Origin of the sequence: Ferroacidibacillus organovorans (genome assembly GCF_001642725.1) — a bacterium.
GTDB classification, from domain to species: Bacteria; Bacillota; Bacilli; order Alicyclobacillales; family SLC66; genus Ferroacidibacillus; species Ferroacidibacillus organovorans.
The window spans coordinates 1-19,025 of record NZ_LSUQ01000048.1; the positions used below are offsets into that span (position 1 = coordinate 1).

General features: G+C 52.4%; 18 protein-coding genes and 1 pseudogene. 13 read left to right on the top strand and 6 right to left on the bottom strand.

What is annotated here, in order from left to right; translation table 11 throughout:
• The 6 genes and pseudogenes from AYW79_RS12055 to AYW79_RS12080 all read right to left on the bottom strand — a co-directional run.
• Positions 1 to 840: pseudogene (locus tag AYW79_RS12055) on the bottom strand (hypothetical protein); the annotation flags it as partial.
• A gap of 139 nt (positions 841 to 979) precedes the next feature.
• Positions 980 to 1,687 carry an ABC transporter ATP-binding protein gene (locus tag AYW79_RS12060; RefSeq protein WP_067566324.1) on the bottom strand — a complete coding sequence of 236 codons (708 nt, stop codon included), beginning with the start codon at positions 1,685 to 1,687 and terminating at the stop codon, positions 980 to 982.
• Entirely contained in the window at positions 1,684 to 2,400 is a 717-nt protein-coding gene (locus tag AYW79_RS12065; protein WP_067566327.1) for an ABC transporter ATP-binding protein, read from the bottom strand. The genes AYW79_RS12060 and AYW79_RS12065 overlap by 4 nt, the downstream gene beginning before the upstream one ends.
• Positions 2,390 to 3,307: a branched-chain amino acid ABC transporter permease gene (locus AYW79_RS12070; RefSeq protein ID WP_067566332.1), complete on the bottom strand. Its 918-nt coding sequence runs from the start codon at positions 3,305 to 3,307 to the stop codon at positions 2,390 to 2,392. The genes AYW79_RS12065 and AYW79_RS12070 overlap by 11 nt, the downstream gene beginning before the upstream one ends.
• Positions 3,300 to 4,175, bottom strand: a complete 876-nt coding sequence (locus AYW79_RS12075; RefSeq protein WP_082806719.1) for a branched-chain amino acid ABC transporter permease — start codon at positions 4,173 to 4,175, stop codon at positions 3,300 to 3,302. Before AYW79_RS12075 ends, AYW79_RS12070 begins: the two co-directional genes overlap by 8 nt.
• A 123-nt stretch (positions 4,176 to 4,298) precedes the next feature.
• Complete coding sequence (locus AYW79_RS12080) at positions 4,299 to 5,519, bottom strand: ABC transporter substrate-binding protein (RefSeq protein WP_067566334.1); 1,221 nt, start codon at positions 5,517 to 5,519, stop codon at positions 4,299 to 4,301.
• Between the two features lie 234 nt (positions 5,520 to 5,753).
• Here AYW79_RS12080 and AYW79_RS12085 point away from each other — a divergent pair, with 234 nt between their 5' ends.
• The 13 genes from AYW79_RS12085 to AYW79_RS12145 form a co-directional block, all read left to right on the top strand.
• Positions 5,754 to 6,161: a hotdog fold thioesterase gene (locus AYW79_RS12085; RefSeq protein WP_067566373.1), complete on the top strand. Its 408-nt coding sequence runs from the start codon at positions 5,754 to 5,756 to the stop codon at positions 6,159 to 6,161.
• A gap of 39 nt (positions 6,162 to 6,200) precedes the next feature.
• Positions 6,201 to 6,974 carry an SDR family oxidoreductase gene (locus AYW79_RS12090; RefSeq protein ID WP_067566337.1) on the top strand — a complete coding sequence of 258 codons (774 nt, stop codon included), beginning with the start codon at positions 6,201 to 6,203 and terminating at the stop codon, positions 6,972 to 6,974.
• A gap of 209 nt (positions 6,975 to 7,183) precedes the next feature.
• On the top strand, positions 7,184 to 8,308 hold the full coding sequence (locus AYW79_RS12095) for an acyl-CoA dehydrogenase family protein (RefSeq protein WP_418251493.1): 1,125 nt from the start codon (positions 7,184 to 7,186) through the stop codon (positions 8,306 to 8,308).
• A 54-nt stretch (positions 8,309 to 8,362) separates the two neighbouring features.
• On the top strand, positions 8,363 to 9,979 hold the full coding sequence (locus AYW79_RS12100; protein WP_067566343.1) for a long-chain fatty acid--CoA ligase: 1,617 nt from the start codon (positions 8,363 to 8,365) through the stop codon (positions 9,977 to 9,979).
• A gap of 48 nt (positions 9,980 to 10,027) precedes the next feature.
• Complete coding sequence (locus AYW79_RS12105; protein WP_067566346.1) at positions 10,028 to 11,770, top strand: CocE/NonD family hydrolase; 1,743 nt, start codon at positions 10,028 to 10,030, stop codon at positions 11,768 to 11,770.
• A 23-nt stretch (positions 11,771 to 11,793) separates the two neighbouring features.
• Positions 11,794 to 12,999, top strand: coding sequence for an acyl-CoA dehydrogenase family protein (locus tag AYW79_RS12110; RefSeq protein ID WP_067566350.1), 1,206 nt, complete (start codon positions 11,794 to 11,796; stop codon positions 12,997 to 12,999).
• Between the two features lie 191 nt (positions 13,000 to 13,190).
• A complete protein-coding gene (locus AYW79_RS12115) occupies positions 13,191 to 14,522 on the top strand; it encodes an ABC transporter substrate-binding protein (protein WP_067566353.1) in 1,332 nt (443 codons plus the stop codon).
• 48 nt (positions 14,523 to 14,570) lie between these two features.
• Positions 14,571 to 15,440 (top strand): branched-chain amino acid ABC transporter permease, encoded by an 870-nt coding sequence (locus tag AYW79_RS12120; RefSeq protein WP_067566356.1) that lies wholly within the window; start codon positions 14,571 to 14,573, stop codon positions 15,438 to 15,440.
• On the top strand, positions 15,437 to 16,444 hold the full coding sequence (locus AYW79_RS12125) for a branched-chain amino acid ABC transporter permease (RefSeq protein WP_067566359.1): 1,008 nt from the start codon (positions 15,437 to 15,439) through the stop codon (positions 16,442 to 16,444). Before AYW79_RS12120 ends, AYW79_RS12125 begins: the two co-directional genes overlap by 4 nt.
• A complete protein-coding gene (locus tag AYW79_RS12130; protein ID WP_067566362.1) occupies positions 16,434 to 17,195 on the top strand; it encodes an ABC transporter ATP-binding protein in 762 nt (253 codons plus the stop codon). Before AYW79_RS12125 ends, AYW79_RS12130 begins: the two co-directional genes overlap by 11 nt.
• Positions 17,196 to 17,197: 2 nt before the next feature.
• Positions 17,198 to 17,917, top strand: coding sequence for an ABC transporter ATP-binding protein (locus AYW79_RS12135; protein WP_067566365.1), 720 nt, complete (start codon positions 17,198 to 17,200; stop codon positions 17,915 to 17,917).
• Positions 17,918 to 17,932: 15 nt separating this feature from the next.
• Positions 17,933 to 18,595 carry a CoA transferase subunit A gene (locus AYW79_RS12140; RefSeq protein WP_067566367.1) on the top strand — a complete coding sequence of 221 codons (663 nt, stop codon included), beginning with the start codon at positions 17,933 to 17,935 and terminating at the stop codon, positions 18,593 to 18,595.
• A 4-nt stretch (positions 18,596 to 18,599) separates the two neighbouring features.
• The coding region (locus AYW79_RS12145; RefSeq protein WP_335583217.1) for a CoA-transferase at positions 18,600 to 19,025 on the top strand (426 nt) is incomplete at its 3' end.

Sequence of the window (19,025 nt, forward strand, 5' to 3'; positions counted from 1 at the left end):
CGGCAGCGATTGGGCAGCGTTATTAACTGGATTGCTGGTCTGCGCGGAGAGATAAAAGTCGCGACTCGCGCGCGACCAGTAGGCCTGGTCGTTCGTCGCGCCGTTTTGCAGCGTGACGTGAGGGATCGTTTGACCTTCAAGCGAGGGAAACGCATTGCTCGTTGAAACGACAGGATTTCCGTCGAGTGTCGGCGGTGAGAAAGGCTGTGAAGCCACAGTTGTCGCACTGCTAGACGAACCGAGAGATGCGCCTACCCCGATGGTTCCGGACGTCGTCGCACGTGTGGTTCCACTCGTCGCGATGGAGACAGCAGGCGGAGAACTTGTGGCAGGCGTTGTGTGAGGGTTTGACGACACGGACCATGTTTGCCCATCCCAGGTATTGTTTAGGGAAAGTTCATTGCGAAAGAGTTTCATGACGTAATAGATCGGGATGTACGTCGTCAAGGTGCGGGTTGACGGATCGCGATAGATAATTTTTGGAACGTTATTAAGGAAAGATGTACCGTTAAGATCAATTTGCATGTTCCCGGGCCTGATCGGATAAAAGGGCGAGATGGCCTGAGACTGAGACGTTCCTGTCATCAAATTCCAAACTTGGCCACTCCACGTGCTCGTCATTCGCTGTTTTTTCGCCAATTGCATGACATACCAGATCGGCATATAGGTTGTTCCACCTGAAACAAAGCTGTAAGGGTGACTGATTGTAACGCCGTTTAAACGAATCACCATGGATTTCATCGCAAAACTTTGGGCATCCGTTTGAAGCGTTGAACTGAGTGTCGTCATGACAAGGAGTGTCGCGGCTCCCACAAAGCGTACGAGTTTTCGTGTTTTCATCAGGCACCTGACCTCCTAAAACAAACGTTTTAACTTGCTATGACTCTATCGTAAATCGCTAGACGACAAAAAGCGAGAGGTGAATGTTGTCACCTCTCGCACAATACGTGTCGATTCTCTAAAACATGGGTATGCTCTTTTAATGAATGCCAAAATACGCATGCCGCAATGTGTCGTCTTGCGTAAGGTCTTCCACGTTGCCTTGAAAGGACAGTCTGCCGTTTTCCATCACAGAAACGCGATCAGCCAGTTCAAGGAATTTTGTGTTTTGTTCAGCGATGATCATCGTGACCGATTCTTCTTTCAGGCCGCGCAACAATTCGATCATCTGCGTTACATACAGCGGAGACAATCCCGCCGACGGTTCGTCGAGAAGCAGAATCGCAGGCTTGCTCATCAAGGCCTTTGCGATACCGAGCATCTTACGCTGTCCGCCACTCAAACTGCCTGCGAGTGTGCGTTTTCGCGCTGCGAGATCGGGAAAGCGATCATACATTGCATTTAACTGTGTCTTGCGCGCGGCATTCGGTTGGAAGTAACCCCCAAGTGCCAGATTTTCTGCGATGCTGAGCGACGGCACGACGCCAAGCTCTGACATGTATGAAATTCCCATGCGTATGCGACGATCTGCGCTCCACGTCTCGACGCGCTTTTCAAGACACGTGATCTCGCCGCTCAGTGGGCGTATCAACCCGACGAGCGTCTTTAGAAATGTAGTCTTTCCGGCGCCGTTTGACCCGAGCAAGACTAAGGTTTCTGCGCTCTTTGCCACAAAGTCAATGTCCCACAGAATCTGCAATGGGCCATAGCCACTGGAGAGACCGCACGTGCTCAGCGCCTGGCTCACGGCGTTCCACCTCCTAAATAAACGCGCACAACTTCTTCGTTCCTAACTGCATCGTCAAGCGTACCTTCAAAAATTTCTTTGCCCGCATTCATCACGATGACGCGCTCCGTGAGTTGTCGCACAAAGCTCATCAGGTGTTCGACGACGATCATGGAGATCCCCTGTTTTGCCAATCGCTGAAGTCGCTCTATCGTGATATCAAGCTCATGTGGATTCATCCCGGCACCTAACTCATCAACTAAAAGAAGTGTAGGGCCTGTCGCGAGCGCACGGCCGAGATCAAGCAATTTTTGCTGTGTGCTGTTCAGCATGCCTGATTCTTTATCAAGGGAATCTTCAAGTCCGATGAAGCTTGCAATCTCCTCAAGTCCCATGGCCTCGCGGCGGACGAACGTCGCTGCAATTTGCAAGTTTTCGCGCACCGTTAATCCTTTGAACGGCCGGGGAATCTGGAAGGTGCGGTTCATTCCCATATGGGAGAGCTTGGATGCAGGTGTGCGCTGAATGTTTTTTCCCATGAAGTGAAGTGATCCGCGATCTGCGCGATACGATCCAGAGATGACATTCATACACGTTGTTTTTCCAGATCCATTCGGTCCCACCAGACCGAGAATTTCTCCTTTTTTTACGTGAAAACTCATCCCTTGCAGTGCGGTGAAGCTGCCAAACGTTTTTGTCACATCGACGACGCTCAAAACATAGTCAGGGGACATCATAACCCTTCTTTCGAAACAGCGACATGATACCGTTTGGCAAAAAGAGGACAAGCATGACGATGAGCACGCCATAGATCAACTGGAAGTACTGCGGCGCAGAGATTCCGATCCAGTTATAAAGACCGTACAACACAAACATGCCGATGATCGGTCCGAGCAGGCTCGCGCCACCGCCAAACAGGGTAAAGACAATCGCAAAGATGCTCACATTCAAGTCAAATACGGTATTCGGGTAGAACACGGAAATATGCCAAGCGAAAGTGCCTCCGACGAGTCCTGCGATCAGTGCGCTCAGGAGCCACGCCATAATGCGCATGCGCACGACAGGAATTCCAGCCATTGCCGCGCTGACTGCATCCTCGCGCGTCGCGCGAAGCGCGAGGCCCGTTCGTGAATAGCGCAAGTAAGCGGTCGTAAATAGGGTTAATGCGAGGATGACGAGCATCACGGCGTAGCTTGCGGTTGGGTTGTAAAACGCTTCGAGATTCATGCCGTACGGACCGTTTGTCACCGCTTGGAGCGCGGGGTTTGAGACGGTGTAATAAATCATCTGCGACGCGGCCAAGCTGCCGATTGAGAAATAGGCGCCTGACAGGCGCAAAAGTGGAGAGAGGAGCAAACCGACAATCAAGGCAGTGGCGCCGCCGCCTAGAATTGCGACGATTGGTTGAGTGTGAAAGTCGGTCATATAAAGGGACGCGGCGTACGCGCCAGTGCCAAAGAATCCGACATAGCCAAACGGCAGATATCCGGTGAAACCATAGAGAATATTGATCCCTTGCGCGAGCGCGAGATAAACCATCCCTTGAAACCACATGTTTTCATTGCTGTAAATGTGTGTGCCAACGGCAAAGAGTAGGAGGGTGACGAGGAGAACAGATCCTGCTTTGAGTTTGTTACGCATTGCGCATCCTCCTGCCAAGAAGCCCACTCGGTTTTAGAAGAAGGATGATAAAGAGCAGGAGATAAGGTACAAGGCTCGACCAGGAAGGTTGATAGCTCTCCATATACATAAGGGACAGGCCATAGATCATGCCGCCGACGATCGTTCCAATCGGGTTGCCGAGTGAGCCGATGATAATAATGGCAAACGATGTCGTCGTCAAATCGGTGCCCATGGTGGGATCGATGCTCCCGATCATAAAGGGGCTGAATACGCCGGCGATTGCAGCGAGAGCGAGTCCGATACCCATCGCATACGCTGAGACGCGATGGACAGAGATGCCGGCGCTTGCTGCCTCTTCGCGGTGGCTCATGACAGCGCGCGTTGCCACGCCAAGCTTTGTGACATAGAGATAGATGGAGACCAAGATGATTGCAAGCAGACTGACGGACGCCACGACAACCCATGATTCTTCAAACCCTTGGCCAAAGAGATAGACAGTGCCTGAACCGAGCGCGGTGTAATCGATCGACCGTTGATTGTTGCCGAACGCGATGACCGCGAGCGCTTGAATGATCTGAGATAATCCAAAGAACAGGATGAGCGAGAGCATCTCAGGATCATGCGCGCGAAGAAGGCGAGGGACGACAAGATAGTAGAGCGCGCCGCCGAGTATGATGAAGAGAAAAAAGACGACCAACATTGTGACAAGTGGATTCATATTCCACAAGGTATACGCAAAAAATGCGGCAAAGGCGCCAAGCATGATGAAATCACCGTGTGCGAGATTGACCATGCGCATGACGCCAAAAATGAGATTGAGACCAATCGCCATCAAGCTGAAATACAGTCCAAAGAGGAGTCCGGAGAGAATCGTGTAGGCAACCAAGGGTGTTCTCCCTCTTTCTTTCTAAAACGTGTTCGCCAGTAGGAAGCGGGGTAAAAAAGCAGGCCCCTGCGCCATCGCGCAAAAAAAGCCTGAGTGCGCAAGGGGCTGCTTGTAGGTTTGTTGTCAGTGTTGCAGGAACTTGACGGCAAGCCCGTTTCCGCGCTTGATAAGTTGCCCGACAGGCAGGCGCTCGCCAATCTGCGCACCTGTGCTGTCAATCTTGAATTGTCCGTCGATTGTGTTCAACGTTCCGGAAAAGGAATTGACTGCGTGGCGCATCCCCAGTTGGGTCAGTGTGGGTGATGTTTCAAGCGTCTTCTGGATGATCAGCCCAGCGTTGTACCCGGCGACAGTCAAGAAATCGACAGGGTGGTGTTCGACACTTGGAAACTGCTTTTCAAATGCGCTAAGCGGCATGCCAAAATTGACGCGGTTGTACTGGAGCAGGGGTGGCGTTGGATAGGTCAAGGTATTGGCCAGGCCGCTGACACCGACGTTTTGTTGCATCAACTGCAGTTGTTGACCTGGGAAGATGGTGAACACTTTTGGGAAATGCACCCCGTTTGCATTCAAGCTTTGAAGGAAAGCAATATCGTTGTTCGGATAGCCGAACTCGACGACCGCTTGCGGGTTGCTCGCCGCAATCGCGTGATCAATAATTGCGTAGTTTGTCGTCGACGTCGGCACACCGCCTGTGTAGACCGGTGTGATGTGCGCTGCCTTCAAGCGACTGACTAACGTGTTGTACTGGGACTGATCGAAATCGTTCGTGTCGTACAGCACCGCGACGCGCTTGGTTTTTTGTTTCACAAGATAGTCTGCGAGCGAATTTGGCCAGATCGCGGACGTCGGCAGTGAGGTGAGCACGAGATACGGGTTTGATTTTGTGAAAAAGCTTGCGCCTGTTCCAGTTACATCAAACAGGAGTTGGTGATGTTCTTGCGCGATTGGAACAGCAACAGACGTAAGCACCGATCCAAAATCAGACACGAGGACGTTTACCTTATCCATCGTGATCAACTGGTTGTACAGGGTGGCGGCTGTTGTCGCGGAACTCTGATCGTTGTAAGCCTTGATGACGATCTTCACTTTTTTGTGAAGCGCTTTCACATAAACGCCGCCTTGGCGATCGACGGTTGCCGCCCAGAACTTTAAGCCATCGTACGATGAGATCGATGATGTGGCGAAACTGCCTGATGAGGCATAGAGCGTGCCGATCACGAGCTGATTCGGCGTTTTGACGGCGGCCGCCGGAAGAGCACTCATTCCAACCATTGAAAGAGAGGCGCTGAGTGTCAGTGCAGTGGCAATGCGACGACTGCGTGTTGAAAAGCGAATGGTCATCACGTTCCTTTCTAACTGTCGGTAGGGTATGAAGGGCGGTTCTTTTCCGAGAATCCAAAACGACGTTCTGTTTTTTGCTGGATTCAGTTTAATCATAGCGATTTGGCATGTTTTGGTCAATAGATTTATTGAATTCCGAATAGGTGACACACCTTTTTTATTTGTGGTCCTGTGCTATCTTAAGAGACAGGGAGCAGCGCTCCACGAATGAGTGAAAAGACAGGTGGTTCTTTCATGTCATCAGGAGGATCAGAGCACGAGTATAAAGACACCTTGATTGCGACGCTTGGTATTCGCGTTACAGAGTTGACGCCCGATCGCGTTGTTGCGACGATGCCCGTCGCAGCGCCAACGCGTCAGCCGTTTGGAATTCTGCACGGCGGGGCCTCTGTTGCGCTCGCGGAGACGGTGGCAAGTCTAGGGACGGCGAATCTGATTGACACAGAGCAGAAAGTTGCGGTAGGCCTTGAAATCAACGCGAATCACATCCGCAGCAAAGCGGATGGAGTCGTAACTGCGATTGGAACGCCGCTGCACAAAGGGCGCACAACGATGGTTTGGGACATTCGCATTGTCGATGAGCAGGAGAAACTTATCTGTGTGTCGCGTTGCACCGTTGCAGTGATTGATCGGCGCGCCTGATCACATGTCGCGAAATAATTGAAGAATGGGGGAAGGTGTGTGAACGTTCTTGACTTGTTTCGCCTCGATGGAAAGGTTGCGGTTGTGACGGGCGGCGGCCGCGGGCTCGGTCAACAGATCGCGCAGGCGTTTGTGGAGGCGGGGGCAAGCGTCGTGCTCGCTTCGCGGCGCATCGAGCAGTGTGAGAAAGTACGGGATGAACTTGCTGCGCTTGGGGGAGATGTGCGCGCGTACCAGCTTGACGTCACATCTCAAGAGTCGGTGCAAGATCTGGTAGAGCGCACCGTTGATGCGTTTGGTCACATCGATATCCTTGTCAATAACAGTGGCGCGTCGTGGGGAGCGCCTGCGCTTGAGATGCCGTATGACGCGTGGCAAAAAGTGATTCAAACGAATTTGACGGGGACGTTTTTAATGTCTCAGGCAGTCGCGCGGCACATGGTGCAGCAAGGCGGTGGAAAAATCATCAATATCGCTTCAGTGGCCGGTTTGCGCGGCTCCGACGCGGATGCGCTTGACGCGGTCGGATACAACGCGAGCAAGGGTGGAATCGTGACACTGACGATGGATCTCGCCGTAAAGTGGGCTGCTCACGGCATCTATGTCAACGCGATCGCGCCGGGATTTTTCCCGACCAAGATGACAAAAGACGTGCTGGCGAACGGGTATGATCGCATCATCGCGCAAACGCCACTGCGCCGAGTCGGCAGTGATCGCGATCTACAGGGCGCCGCGCTTTATTTTGCGTCTTCTGCTTCCGATTTTACAACGGGGCAGATTCTTGCGGTGGACGGCGGTTCACTCGCGCATTGAGTAGTTGACGGATATAGTCAAATTTTTTAGACTGTAGGTAGTTTTGGAAATTTGATTTCAAATATGAAACTGCAGCAATTTGGATGGTGAATTTGCGACTTGGGCTGCATAAGGTACGCTCGGTTCGCGTTGCGCGTGGCCGCTTTTGCATGGGATGCAAGAGGGAGTGTGGGACTGTGAATTTTTCGTTTCATGATGATCTACTCGAGATGAAAAAAATGGTTCAGTCTTTTATCGCGAACGAAGTCGAGCCGTATGCCATGAAGATTGAAGAAGAAGATCGAGTGCCTGACGCAATCCTTGACGCGTCGAGGCGAATCGGTCTCTTTGGGTTAAGCATCCCAGAGCGTTATGGTGGACTTGGTCTCGATATGGTAGGAAAAAGTGCAATCTTTGAGGAACTCGGCAAAACAAGTAACGGTTATACGACAATTCTTGGCGCACACAACGGAATTGGTTCGGTGGGCATTGTAGAGCTTGGTAATGAGGAACAAAAGGAACGTTATTTACCACGCATGGCGCGCGGTGAGTGGATCGGCGCATTCGCTCTGACGGAGCCTGAGGCCGGGTCAAATGCGGCGAATTTGAAAACGGTTGCAAAGCGCGTGGGCGATCGCTTTGTCGTCAATGGCCAAAAGATTTATTGCACGAATGCGCCACTGGCGACTGTTTTTACTGTCATGGCAGTGACCGATCCGGAAGCGGGTTCGCGCGGTATCACTTCATTTCTGGTAGAGCGCGAAACTCCGGGGTTTCACGTTGGAGCGATCGAAAAAAAGATGGGGCTCCACGGTTCGCACACGGCACAACTGTATTTTGAGGACATGGAAGTGCCTATTGAAAACGTGCTTGGAATAGAAGGGATGGGGTATGTTAACGCACTCAAAATTCTCGCGAATGGGCGTGTCGGACTTGCCGCGCGCTGTCTCGGATCTTCGGAGTATCTTCTTGATCGTTCGCTAAAGCATGCGGCAGAGCGCTCCCAATTTGGAAAGCCGCTCGCATCTCAGCAGATCATTCAGCACTATGTTGCGGAGATGGCTCTGGAGATCGAAACGCTGCGGGCTTTTCTCTATCGCGTCGCGTGGATGATTGATCAAGGCGAACAGGCGGTCAAAGAGGCGGCAATGGTAAAATTATACGCGTCTGAGGTGTATCATCGCGTCGCGGATTACGCGGTGCAAATTCACGGAGGAATCGGCTTTATCGCGGATTATCCGATTGAGCGATTTTATCGTGATGCGCGTATTACACGTATTTACGAGGGTACTTCCGAGATTCAGAAGAATATCATTGCAGACCGTTTGTTTCGAGAACGCGGTGTGACGATCTAAACCTCAACACGCGCGCGTACGTCTAAAACAGTTGAGGTAAAGGAGGACGACGTCGTGATGGATTACCCTTTGTTGATTCGCTCCATGCTCGAACGTGGCCGGTTGGTCGCGGCGGATCAAGAGATCGTATCGCGCGATTTTCGCGGCGTGATGCGCTACACAGTGCGCGAGATGTATGAGCGTGTGTGCCAGCTGGCGCACGCACTTGACCGACTAGGCATAGAGCCAAACGAGCACATTGGATCGTTTGCGTGGAACAACCACCGACATCTTGAACTCTATTTTGCGGTTCCTTGCAGTCAGCGCGTGCTGCACACGATTAACATCAGACTTTTTGCAGAGCAGTTGGTCTATATCATCAATCACGCAGAAGACAGAATCATTTTTATTGACGAAGATTTGCTTCCCCTTATGGAGAGTATCGCCGACAAACTTCCGCTCGTAGAACGGTTCATTATCATGACGGATGCGCAGGAAATGCCTGCGACTACGCTGAAAAATGCGACGCTTTATGAAGAACTCATTCGCGGTGAGATGACAGAGTATGCGTTTCCAGACTTTGATGAGTGGACAACCGCTTTGCTCGGTTACACATCAGCCACAACTGGAATGCCCAAAGGAGTCGAGTATTCCCATCGCGGACTCTTTCTTCACTGCATGATGGCGCTCGTAGGCGAACTCGGCGTGCGCGAGAGCGATGTCTCGATGCCGATCGTGCCAATGTTTCACGTCAATGCGTGGGGTAGGCCGTTTGCCGATACATGGATTGGCGCGAAACAAGTTTATCCCGGTAGCAGGCCGACTGCGAAAGATTTTTGTGAACTGATCGATCACGAGCGCGTTACCTATAGCGCGGGCGTTCCAACTGTGTGGATGGGCATTCTCCAACATCTCAAGTCGAATCCTGGCGCGTATGATGTGAGCAGTGTTCGCTGCCTGCTCTCGGGCGGCTCTGCTTTGCCGCAGTCGCTCGTCGAGGCTTATGAGAAAGAACTCGGTATTCCGATGTATCAGGGATATGGCCAGACAGAAACTTCTCCTATCACGTTTATCAGCTATCCGAAGAAAAAACACCAAAATCTGCAAGGTGCCGAGCGCTATCGCATTCGCGCAAAAACAGGTCACATCGTGCCGGGACTTGAAATGCGTTTGGTCGATCCGGATGGAAATCCTGTACCTTACGACGGAAAATCGATGGGTGAACTCTTGCTACGCGGTCCGTGGGTGCTTCGCTCGTATTACAAAGATCCGGAAAAATCGCGCGAGGCGTTCTTGAATGGTTGGTTTCGCACAGGGGATATCGCGACGATGGATAGCGAAGGGTACCTGCAGGTTGTGGATCGCACGCGCGATTTGATTAAAAGCGGCGGAGAGTGGATTTCTTCTGTGGATCTGGAGAATGTCGTCATGGGGCATCCCGAGGTTTTAGAGGCGGCGGTGATTGCCGTTCCTCACGAGCGTTGGCAGGAGCGACCCATTGTGTGCGTAGTTTTGCGGCCTGAGGCGGTTGACCGTGTTTCAAAAGAAGACATTCTCCAGTATTTTGAGGGACGCGTGGCAAAGTGGTGGATTCCAGATGAAGTGATTTTTGTCTCAGAGATTCCAAAAACGAGTGTGGGTAAATTCTCGAAAAAGACACTGCGTGAGCAGTATCAGTCCGGGTCGCTCTAGATTGGTTTCCAGGAGCTGATGATTGAAGATTTGCGAGGGGGGCGGACCATGCGCGTCATTTTTGAACGGAATGTTACGATCCCGATGCGCGATGGCGTGAGGCTTAGCGCAAACTTGTATCGGCCAGAAGTGGGTGGGCCGTATCCGGTTTTGCTTACACGTCATCCCTACGGAAAAGATACGGCGCTCAGTACGGCGCTTTTGGATCCAACGGTCATGGCAGAGGCTGGCTATATCGTCGTCATTCAGGATGTGCGCGGACGTTTTGCGTCAGAGGGCGATTTTGAAAGCTATGCGCAGGAATTTGAAGATGGCTATGACACGGTGGAGTGGGCAGCCAGCCTTCCCGGATCCGACGGACAAGTCGGGATGTTTGGCACATCGTATTTCGGGTATACGCAGTGGCAGGCCGCCGCGATGAGACCACCATCGCTCAAAGCGATTCTGCCCGTGATGACGTATAACGACGCTTGGTATGGTTCGGCGGTGCGCGGCGGCGCGCTTGAGTGGGGGAAACTCGCGAGTTGGTACACAAGTGCGATTGCGCTACCCGAATTGATGCGCAAGAAACGCACAGATCCGAATCTTCCAATGATGGTTGCGAAACTTGTCTCATTCTATGATCAGTTGCCTTCAAAAGGTCTGTTTGAGCTCCCTCTCAGCCGCTTCTCAATTTTTAGAGAGCTCGATCTACTCGGAGATCTCTTTTATGAAGTGTTTGAACACCCGAACTATGACGCGACATGGGAGGCGACGTCCATTCGTCCCCACTATGACGCGATCGAGATTCCGAGTTTTCACGTCGGAGGTTGGTACGATGTGTTTGCGCAGCCGACGATTGACAATTATCTTGAAATGAAAGGTCGCGGCCGTCACACCCGATTGCTCATGGGACCGTGGTCACACACCAATTATTCTGGCTTTGTCGGCGATGTAGACTTCGGAATGGCGGCATCCGCAATGGTGAGAGACTTAAAGGAAGATTTGACGGTCTTTCATCGCAAATGGTTTGATCTCACCCTTAAAAAGAGTAACGCGTTTGGACTCGCAGATGAACCGCCTGTCACCCTGTTTGTCATGGGTGTCAATCGCTGGATTTCGGCTGAAGCGTGGCCGCTGCCTGATACGCATCTTACTCCCTTCTATTTGCGTGAAGGGAGGGCGGCTGACGCGGAGCAGAAGTCTGCCCGCGGGTGGCTCTCTCTTGATTCTCCGAATCGAGAAGTGTCAGACGCGTATGATTACGATCCGGCCGATCCTGTCTTGTCGCGCGGGGGCAATCTCCTCACTCACCCTGTATACGGTGTGGGACCACATGATCAGCGCGAGATAGAAAAACGCCCGGATGTACTGCTCTATACGAGTGACGTCCTTGAAGAGGATCTCACGGTAATCGGCCCGATTATCGCAAAACTCTATGTGAGCAGTGACGCGGTTGACACCGATTTTGTCGTGCGTGTGTGTGATGTCCACCCGGATGGGACGTCGATCAACATTGTGGATGGCATTAGGCGTATGCGCTATCGCGCGTCAAGTGTCGCGCCGTCGCTCATGACGCCAGGTGAAATCTATGAGGTTGACGTCGATCTCTGGTCAACTGCTATGGTGTTTCAAAAGGGGCATCGCATTCGTGTCCATGTGACGAGCAGCAGTTTTCCGCACTGGGATCGCAATTTGAACACAGGTGCAAACAACGGAACGACGGCGGAGATGAAGGTCGCGCGCAACACGGTTTACCACACCGAAGCGTACCCGTCGCATGTCATGTTGCCGATCGTCACGCTCGCGTAATCAAAAGATGGGAGGGTGAGAGCGTGAATTTTTCTTTCACGGATAAGGTGAAGCGCATGCAGGCAGAACTGACTTCGTTCATGAATGAGGTTGTCTATCCTAATGAATCTGTGTATGAGGCTCAATTAAAAGCGGCGAGTATACGGTTTAGCATTCCTCCTATTATGGAAGAAATGAAGAACCAAGCGAAGGCGGCGGGGTTGTGGAATCTCTTTTTACCAGATGAGGAATTTGGTGCGGGACTCTCCAACCTCGAATATGCGCCGCTTTGTGAGATCATGGGCAAGTCGATGATTGCGCCAGAAGTGTTTAATTGTTCGGCGCCAGATACAGGGAACATGGAAGTTCTTTTGCGCTACGGGACAAAAGACCAACAAGACACATGGCTGCGCCCGCTTCTCGCAGGAGATATTCGTTCGTGTTTTGGTATGACGGAGCCGCATGTCGCATCTTCTGACGCGACGAATGTGGAGTCATCGATTGAGCGTGACGGAGATGGCTATCGCATTAACGGTCGCAAGTGGTGGTCGTCAGGCGCGGGTGATCCGCGCTGCAAGATTGCAATTTTCATGGGCAAGACGGATCGTGACGCACCGCGCCACTTGCAGCAGTCCATGATTCTCGTTCCGATGGCTACGCCGGGTGTGACGATTGAGCGCACACTCTCGGTTTTTGGCTATGATCACGCGCCACACGGACACGCGGAAGTGTCCTATGAAAACGTGTATGTACCGGCGGAGAACATGCTACTCGGTGAGGGGCGTGGCTTTGAGATCGCACAGGGGCGCCTTGGACCAGGGCGCATCCACCACTGCATGCGATCGATCGGTGTCGCGGAACGCGCGTTAAGCTTAATGGTCAAGCGCTCAAAAGAGCGGGTTGCGTTTGGTAAAACGCTCGCTGAGCAGGGGGTTGTTCGAACGTGGATTGCTGACTCGCGCATGGAGATTGAACAGGCACGCCTGCTGACACTCAAGGCGGCGTACATGATGGATGAGTATGGGAACAAAACGGCCCGCAAAGAAATCGCGATGATCAAGGTGGTCGCCCCCAATGTGGCGCAGCGCGTTCTTGATCGCGCGATTCAGTTGTTTGGGGCGGCCGGCGTGAGTGAGGATTATCCGCTCGCGGCACATTTTGCCAACATTCGAACTTTACGACTGGCGGACGGTCCGGACGAGGTTCATCGCGATTCGATCGCGCGCCTCGAACTCGCAGATAGACGGTAACATGGCGTTCTCGCACCACACCGTCTGCGGGAAAAATAATCGACTGCGCCGTTATTTCGAGATCGAGGATAGGCGAGCGGTGAGGTGATCTTGGCTGAGAGAATGGGATGTGGATCAGAACCAAGATCGCATTTCGACTAAATATGTCAGAAGATATGGAAAATTTAAAGTTATGGGATAGGAGGTGATGCTTGCAGAATATCCGAGTGTTAGCGTATAACGCCACAAATGAGCGCGTCGAATTTAAAGAAAAATGGGGGGGTCAACTCGTGAAGAAAACGTTGAAAAGATCGGTGACTGCATTGACAGGTCTAGCGATGGCCGTGTGGAGCGTGGGGGGATCTGCTGCATTTGCGACGACGACAACAAAGCCACACGCCGCTCATCACTCGATGAAACGTGCTTCATACAGTCAAGGCGCAAGTCAAACACAAATTGTCCTCGGCACATCAGGACCGCTGACAGGGCCGATTGCCGCATACGGCGCCATTGCAGAAGGGGAGAATGCCTATTTTAATTATGTCAACGCAACAGGTGGAATCCATCATCGGAAAATTAAACTCATCATGCTCGATGATCAGTATCAGCCTGACAAGGCTGTGGCCAATGCGCGCGCACTCGTGTCAGACGGCATCTTTGCGGCTGTGGGGACGCTTGGCACCGCCACGAATCAGGCTTCCGACCCGTTTCTACTGCGCGCAAACATTCCAGTGACTTCTGTGGCGACAGGATCGAGTGCGCTCACGGTCCCGGTTGTTCCACTGCGATTTGGGCTTGAGCCGACATACACCCTTGAAGGACATGTGATGACGCGCTGGGCGATTATGCACAATCACATCAAAACCATTGGCGTCTTTTATCAGAATGATGATTTTGGGAAAGAAGGTCTTAACGCGATCATTCAAGAAGCGGCGCGTTATCACGTAAAGGTTGTCGCGAAAGTGGCGTACAATGCGACCGACACGGATTTTTCTACGTATGCACTCAACATGAAACGCGCGCATCCCCAAGCCGTATTTGAGATTGGCGTGCCAGAACCGACTGCCATGTTTGAGATTGGCATGATGCAACTCGGGTTTCACCCCCAACAGTATGTGACCTACGTTTCGGGGGATCCGATTATGTTTAAACTGGCCGGAAAAGCATTCAACGGTGCGTATACAGACGGCTGGTTGCCCTTACTCAATTCACAAAAAACAGCCACCTTCCGCGCGTGGTTCAAAAAAACGTACCCGAACACCCCACCCACGCTGCTCGCGCTCAGCGGATGGGTTGATGCGCAGGTTGTCGCGCACGGACTCGCCATGTGCGGAAACACACTCACCACGACGAACTTTATTAAACAGATGAACAGCATCAAGAACTGGATGGGCGCAGATACCTCATCGCCTGTCACGTATACGCCAGCGAACCACTTTGGTATTGACGCGATGTATATGCTGCAAGCCAACGGTAAGACACAGCAACTCGTGCCAAAGTCAGGGCTCATTTTTTATCATCAAGTTGGCAGCTCACTCAACTGACATTTTATGTAACATATGTAACTGGAAGATGAGGGAGGAGGGCGTGAATTGCTTTGGCAAACCATTTTGAGTGGGCTCGCCGTGGGGAGTTTGTATGCGCTTTCAGCGATAGGCCTTGTGCTCATTTTTAAGACATCAAACATCGTGAATTTCGCGCAGGGTCAAATGGCCATGCTCTCAACGTTTGTCGCGTTTCAAATGCTTACACGATGGGGGTTCCCTTATTGGCTGGCGGCCCTCGCCTCCCTCGTCTTTGCGCTCGTTTTTGGGTTTTTTGTCTACATTGTTTTTCTCTCAAGGTTAAAGCGTGCTGAGGTATTGAGTCAGATCATTTTGACGCTTGGACTCTATCTTGTCTTCCGCGGCGTTGCGGGAGTCCTGTGGGGAAATGTACCGTTTACGATGCCGGCGGCAGTTTCCACGAATACGGTACACATCGGTTCAGCCGTTGTAACGTGGTATCAACTCTTCATCATGATCGTAACCCTGCTCTTGATGTTAGTGTTTTACGCCATGTTCCGCTATACGAAAACGGGACTCGCCATGCGAGCTGTGTCGCAGAATCAGCAGGCGGCTCGCCTCATGGGGGTTTCCCTCACGCGTATTTACGGCGCGACGTGGGCGGTTAGTACCGCGCTTGGCGCCATCGCGGGTCTGCTGATCGCGCCGATACTCTTTTTATCTCCGTCATTCATGGATTCCGTTGCGGTGAAGGCTTTTGCCGCCGCAGTGCTTGGCGGATTCTCATCCTTGCCGGGAGCCGTACTCGGCGGGCTCGTTTTAGGGGTGATGGAGAGCGTGTTTGGATTCTATATTTCTACAGACCTCAAATCAACCTTTGTGTTTTTGTTGATCATCGGAATCCTCTATGTTCGACCACAAGGATTGTTTGGAACGCGTGAGGTGAAAAAGGTATGACAAGCGAACGCAATTTACGCATGGCTCGGCTACTTGTCGTGGCACTCGCTGCGCTTGCCGCGCCGTTTGTCGTCATGCCGCTCGGATCACAAATGTCATACATTCTAGACATGAGCGTGATCTTTTGCATTGTTGCAGTCGCACTCAATCTTTTGACTGGTTTCAGTGGCCAGGTTTCGCTCGGTCACGCCGCATTCCTCATGGTGGGGGAGTATGTGTCATCCCTTTTGACGCTGAATCTCAACTGGTCGTTTTGGATTGCGTTACCTTTGAGCGCGGTGGTGACTGGAATCCTTGGTTTTCTCATCGGACTACCGGCGGTGCGACTCTCGGGTAATTTTCTCGCCGTTGCGACAATGGGGTTTAGTTTTGCTGTTCCAGAACTCGCATTAAAATGGTCCGGCCTTACGAATGGATCGAGTGGGCTCATGCCTTTGCGACCTGCACTTGGATCCTATGTCCTGGGAAGTGACCAAGCGTATTACTTCCTCATTCTCGCTTGTCTTGTCGTTCAGATCATCGTCATAAAAAATCTGCTGAAAAGTCGAACGGGTCGCGCGTTTCAAGCGATTCGCGACAGTGAAATCGCTGCGCAATCCTCCGGCGTACGCGTGGGGTACAACAAAGCGCTCGTATTTTCCATCAGTGCAGGGTTTACTGGTATCGCAGGATCACTCTACGCACACTACATCAATTTCGTATCGCCAAACGATTTTACTGTTCAAGATTCGTTTCTCTTTCTGGCGATGATTGTGGTCGGCGGACTCGCTTCGATTCCCGGCTCCATTCTTGGCGCGATCGTGATCAACACCATCAATCAGCTCTCTAGCAGTTTTGGGCAATACTCTATCATTTTGGTAGGCGCGGTCATGGTTTTGGCTGTCTTGCTATTTCCTAAGGGGCTGGTTTCACTTCGCGTACCGCCTCACGCGCGAAAACCTCGCCACTCTTCGAGGGGGAGTGCCAGAGTGACGAGGGAGGTAGAATCCCCAGATGTTCCTTGAATTTGATGAAGTGACACTACGCTTCTCAGGTCTTGTCGCATTAAAAGGCGTCTCGCTCACCGTGAATGAGGGAGGGATTTTCGCAATCATTGGACCGAATGGCGCCGGAAAGAGCACGATGTTGAATTGTCTTTCAAGAATCTACACACCGCAACAAGGCGCCATCCGCTTCTTGGGGGAGAATCTGTTACGCGTGGCTCCCGATCGAATCAAAGCATGCGGCATTGGAAGAAGCTTTCAGAACATGGAGCTCTTCTCGAAGATGACCGTTGAAGATAACCTGCTCGTTGGGTATCACTGTGCGCTCCCATCCAATCCTTTTTCCGAAGCGGTCGGTTGGTACAAGGCACGGTCGCGTGAGCGAGAAGCGCGTGAGCGTGTGCAACGTGTTCTCGAATCGTTGGGTATTGCATCCTATTCTAGGCAAACTGCCGGGAACCTACCGTATGGCATCCAAAAGAAGGTGGATGTAGGCCGCGCATTAATGGGTGATCCGCGTCTCCTTTTGCTTGATGAACCGGCCGCAGGATTGAACGAGTTGGAGACAGAGGAATTGGGGCACTGGATCAGCGACATCAAACGAGCGATGAAGACGACTGTTGTCATGATCGAACACGACATGAACCTTGTCATGAGCATCTCTGATCGAATTGCGGTTCTTGATTTCGGAGAATTGATTGCAGTCGGGACTCCAGTCGAAATTCGTCAGGATGAGCGGGTTATTCGCGCGTATCTTGGGCAGGAGGCGTAAACATGCTTGAACTTGATCGCGTCATCAGCGGCTATGGATCGAGCCGCGCACTTCACGAAGTGTCACTCACCGTTCCCCGCGGCTCCTTAGTGACCGTTCTCGGGGCAAACGGCGCTGGCAAATCGACACTTTTACGCGTGGCCTCGGGACTCCTCCCGATTTGGGGAGGCGACATAAAGATGGATGGACGATGGATGACGAGAAAATCGACGCGTGAGATTGTGCGCGCCGGCGTTGTACACTGTCCTGAGGGGAGGCAGATCTTTTCGCAACTCACGGTCTATGAAAACTTGCAAATGGGTGGATACCTTCGGGACGATCGAAAAGCTGCGAAGCGATCGATGGATCAAGTTTTCTCCTATTTTCCGAGATTGAAAGAGCGTGTCAAACAGCGCGCCGGGACGCTTTCTGGCGGGGAACAGCAAATGCTCGCCATCGGGCGTTCGCTCATGGCCAGTCCCAGGCTCTTGATGCTTGATGAACCGTCCCTTGGCATTGCGCCAAAACTGGTTCAAGAGATACTTGGCATTCTGGGTTTTATTCAAGAAGAAGGAACCGCGGTTCTCCTTGTCGAACAGAATGCTCGACTCGCGTTGCAACACGCAGATTACGCGTATGTACTTGATTTGGGGCGCGTCGTCATGGAGGGTGCGGGATCAACACTTGCGAAGGATTCGCGAATCGAGGAACGTTATTTCGGTGCACGCGATACCGCAATGTAAAAAGGGGGCGTGCCGATGGCAGGCGTTTCGTTCACAACGCTTGAAGAGGCGGCCCGCAATGTCAAAACCGGGATGCGGGTCATGGTCGGTGGATTCGGTCTGGCAGGGGTGCCCGATCAACTCGTGTATACGGTCCGTAAAAAGACGGAAACGCGTGACCTGACGGTGATCAGCAACAATATTTCCGTGGGGACGCAAGCGGATGCGCTTTTTCAGGAAGGGCGGATCAAAAAAGCGATCGGCTCTTACTTTACGACGAATCCAAGCGTTGTGCAGGCGTATCGTGAAGGCCGGGTTGAGATTGAGTTGCTTCCACAGGGCACGTTTGCAGAAGCCATTCGCTTGGGCGGTGCTGGAATCGCTGCGTTTTATACGCCGACTGCGGCGGGAACGGAATTAGCGATTGGAAAAGAGGTTCGTATGTTTGATGGTCGCGAGCATGTTTTAGAACGTGCGCTGCGCGCGGACGTTGCGTTGATCCACGCTTATAAAGCAGATCGGGCGGGGAATCTCGTCTATCGAAAATCTTCGCGCAATTTCAATCCGCTGATGGCGATGGCGGCAGACTACGTGATTGTGGAGGTTGAACATCTCGTTGATGTCGGGGAGCTGGCCCCGGATGAAATTGTGACACCGTTTATTTTTATCGATGAAGTGGTTGTAGCTGCAAGGAGGTGAGGTTGTGGGAGTGGCCGCTGATGTGACGGACGCGCTGCGTCAAAGCGAGAGCGTCAGGCGTAGAATTGCCTGGCGTTGCGCGCAAGAATTGACGGCAGGTGTCGTGAACTTAGGGATTGGCATCCCCGCGTATGTTGCGGATTATCTACCGCCGACGGGGGTAACGCTGCACTCTGAAAACGGGGTGCTCGGCGTCGGACCGGCGCCAGACGCGGCGCAGATTGACCCAGATCTCGTGAATGCCACAAAATTGCCCATCACCGTGTTGCCGCACGCCTCTTTTTTTGACAGCGCGCTCTCCTTTGCGATCATGCGCGGAGGGCATCTCGACGCGACCGTCGTGGGGGCGCTTCAAGTGGCGGAGAATGGCGATTTGGCGAGTTGGGCCATTCCCGGCGGGGATGTGCTCGGCGTTGGTGGAGCTATGGAT

Coding starts and splice junctions, on each gene's coding strand:
- AYW79_RS12095 (WP_418251493.1), top strand. CDS start 7,184: ATGAAAAAAATGGTTCAGTCTTTTATCGCGAACGAAGTCGAGCCGTAT.
- AYW79_RS12105 (WP_067566346.1), top strand. CDS start 10,028: ATGCGCGTCATTTTTGAACGGAATGTTACGATCCCGATGCGCGATGGC.
- AYW79_RS12070 (WP_067566332.1), bottom strand. CDS start 3,307: ATGCGTAACAAACTCAAAGCAGGATCTGTTCTCCTCGTCACCCTCCTA.
- AYW79_RS12065 (WP_067566327.1), bottom strand. CDS start 2,400: ATGTCCCCTGACTATGTTTTGAGCGTCGTCGATGTGACAAAAACGTTT.
- AYW79_RS12130 (WP_067566362.1), top strand. CDS start 16,434: ATGTTCCTTGAATTTGATGAAGTGACACTACGCTTCTCAGGTCTTGTC.
- AYW79_RS12140 (WP_067566367.1), top strand. CDS start 17,933: ATGGCAGGCGTTTCGTTCACAACGCTTGAAGAGGCGGCCCGCAATGTC.
- AYW79_RS12135 (WP_067566365.1), top strand. CDS start 17,198: ATGCTTGAACTTGATCGCGTCATCAGCGGCTATGGATCGAGCCGCGCA.
- AYW79_RS12085 (WP_067566373.1), top strand. CDS start 5,754: ATGTCATCAGGAGGATCAGAGCACGAGTATAAAGACACCTTGATTGCG.
- AYW79_RS12080 (WP_067566334.1), bottom strand. CDS start 5,519: ATGACCATTCGCTTTTCAACACGCAGTCGTCGCATTGCCACTGCACTG.
- AYW79_RS12125 (WP_067566359.1), top strand. CDS start 15,437: ATGACAAGCGAACGCAATTTACGCATGGCTCGGCTACTTGTCGTGGCA.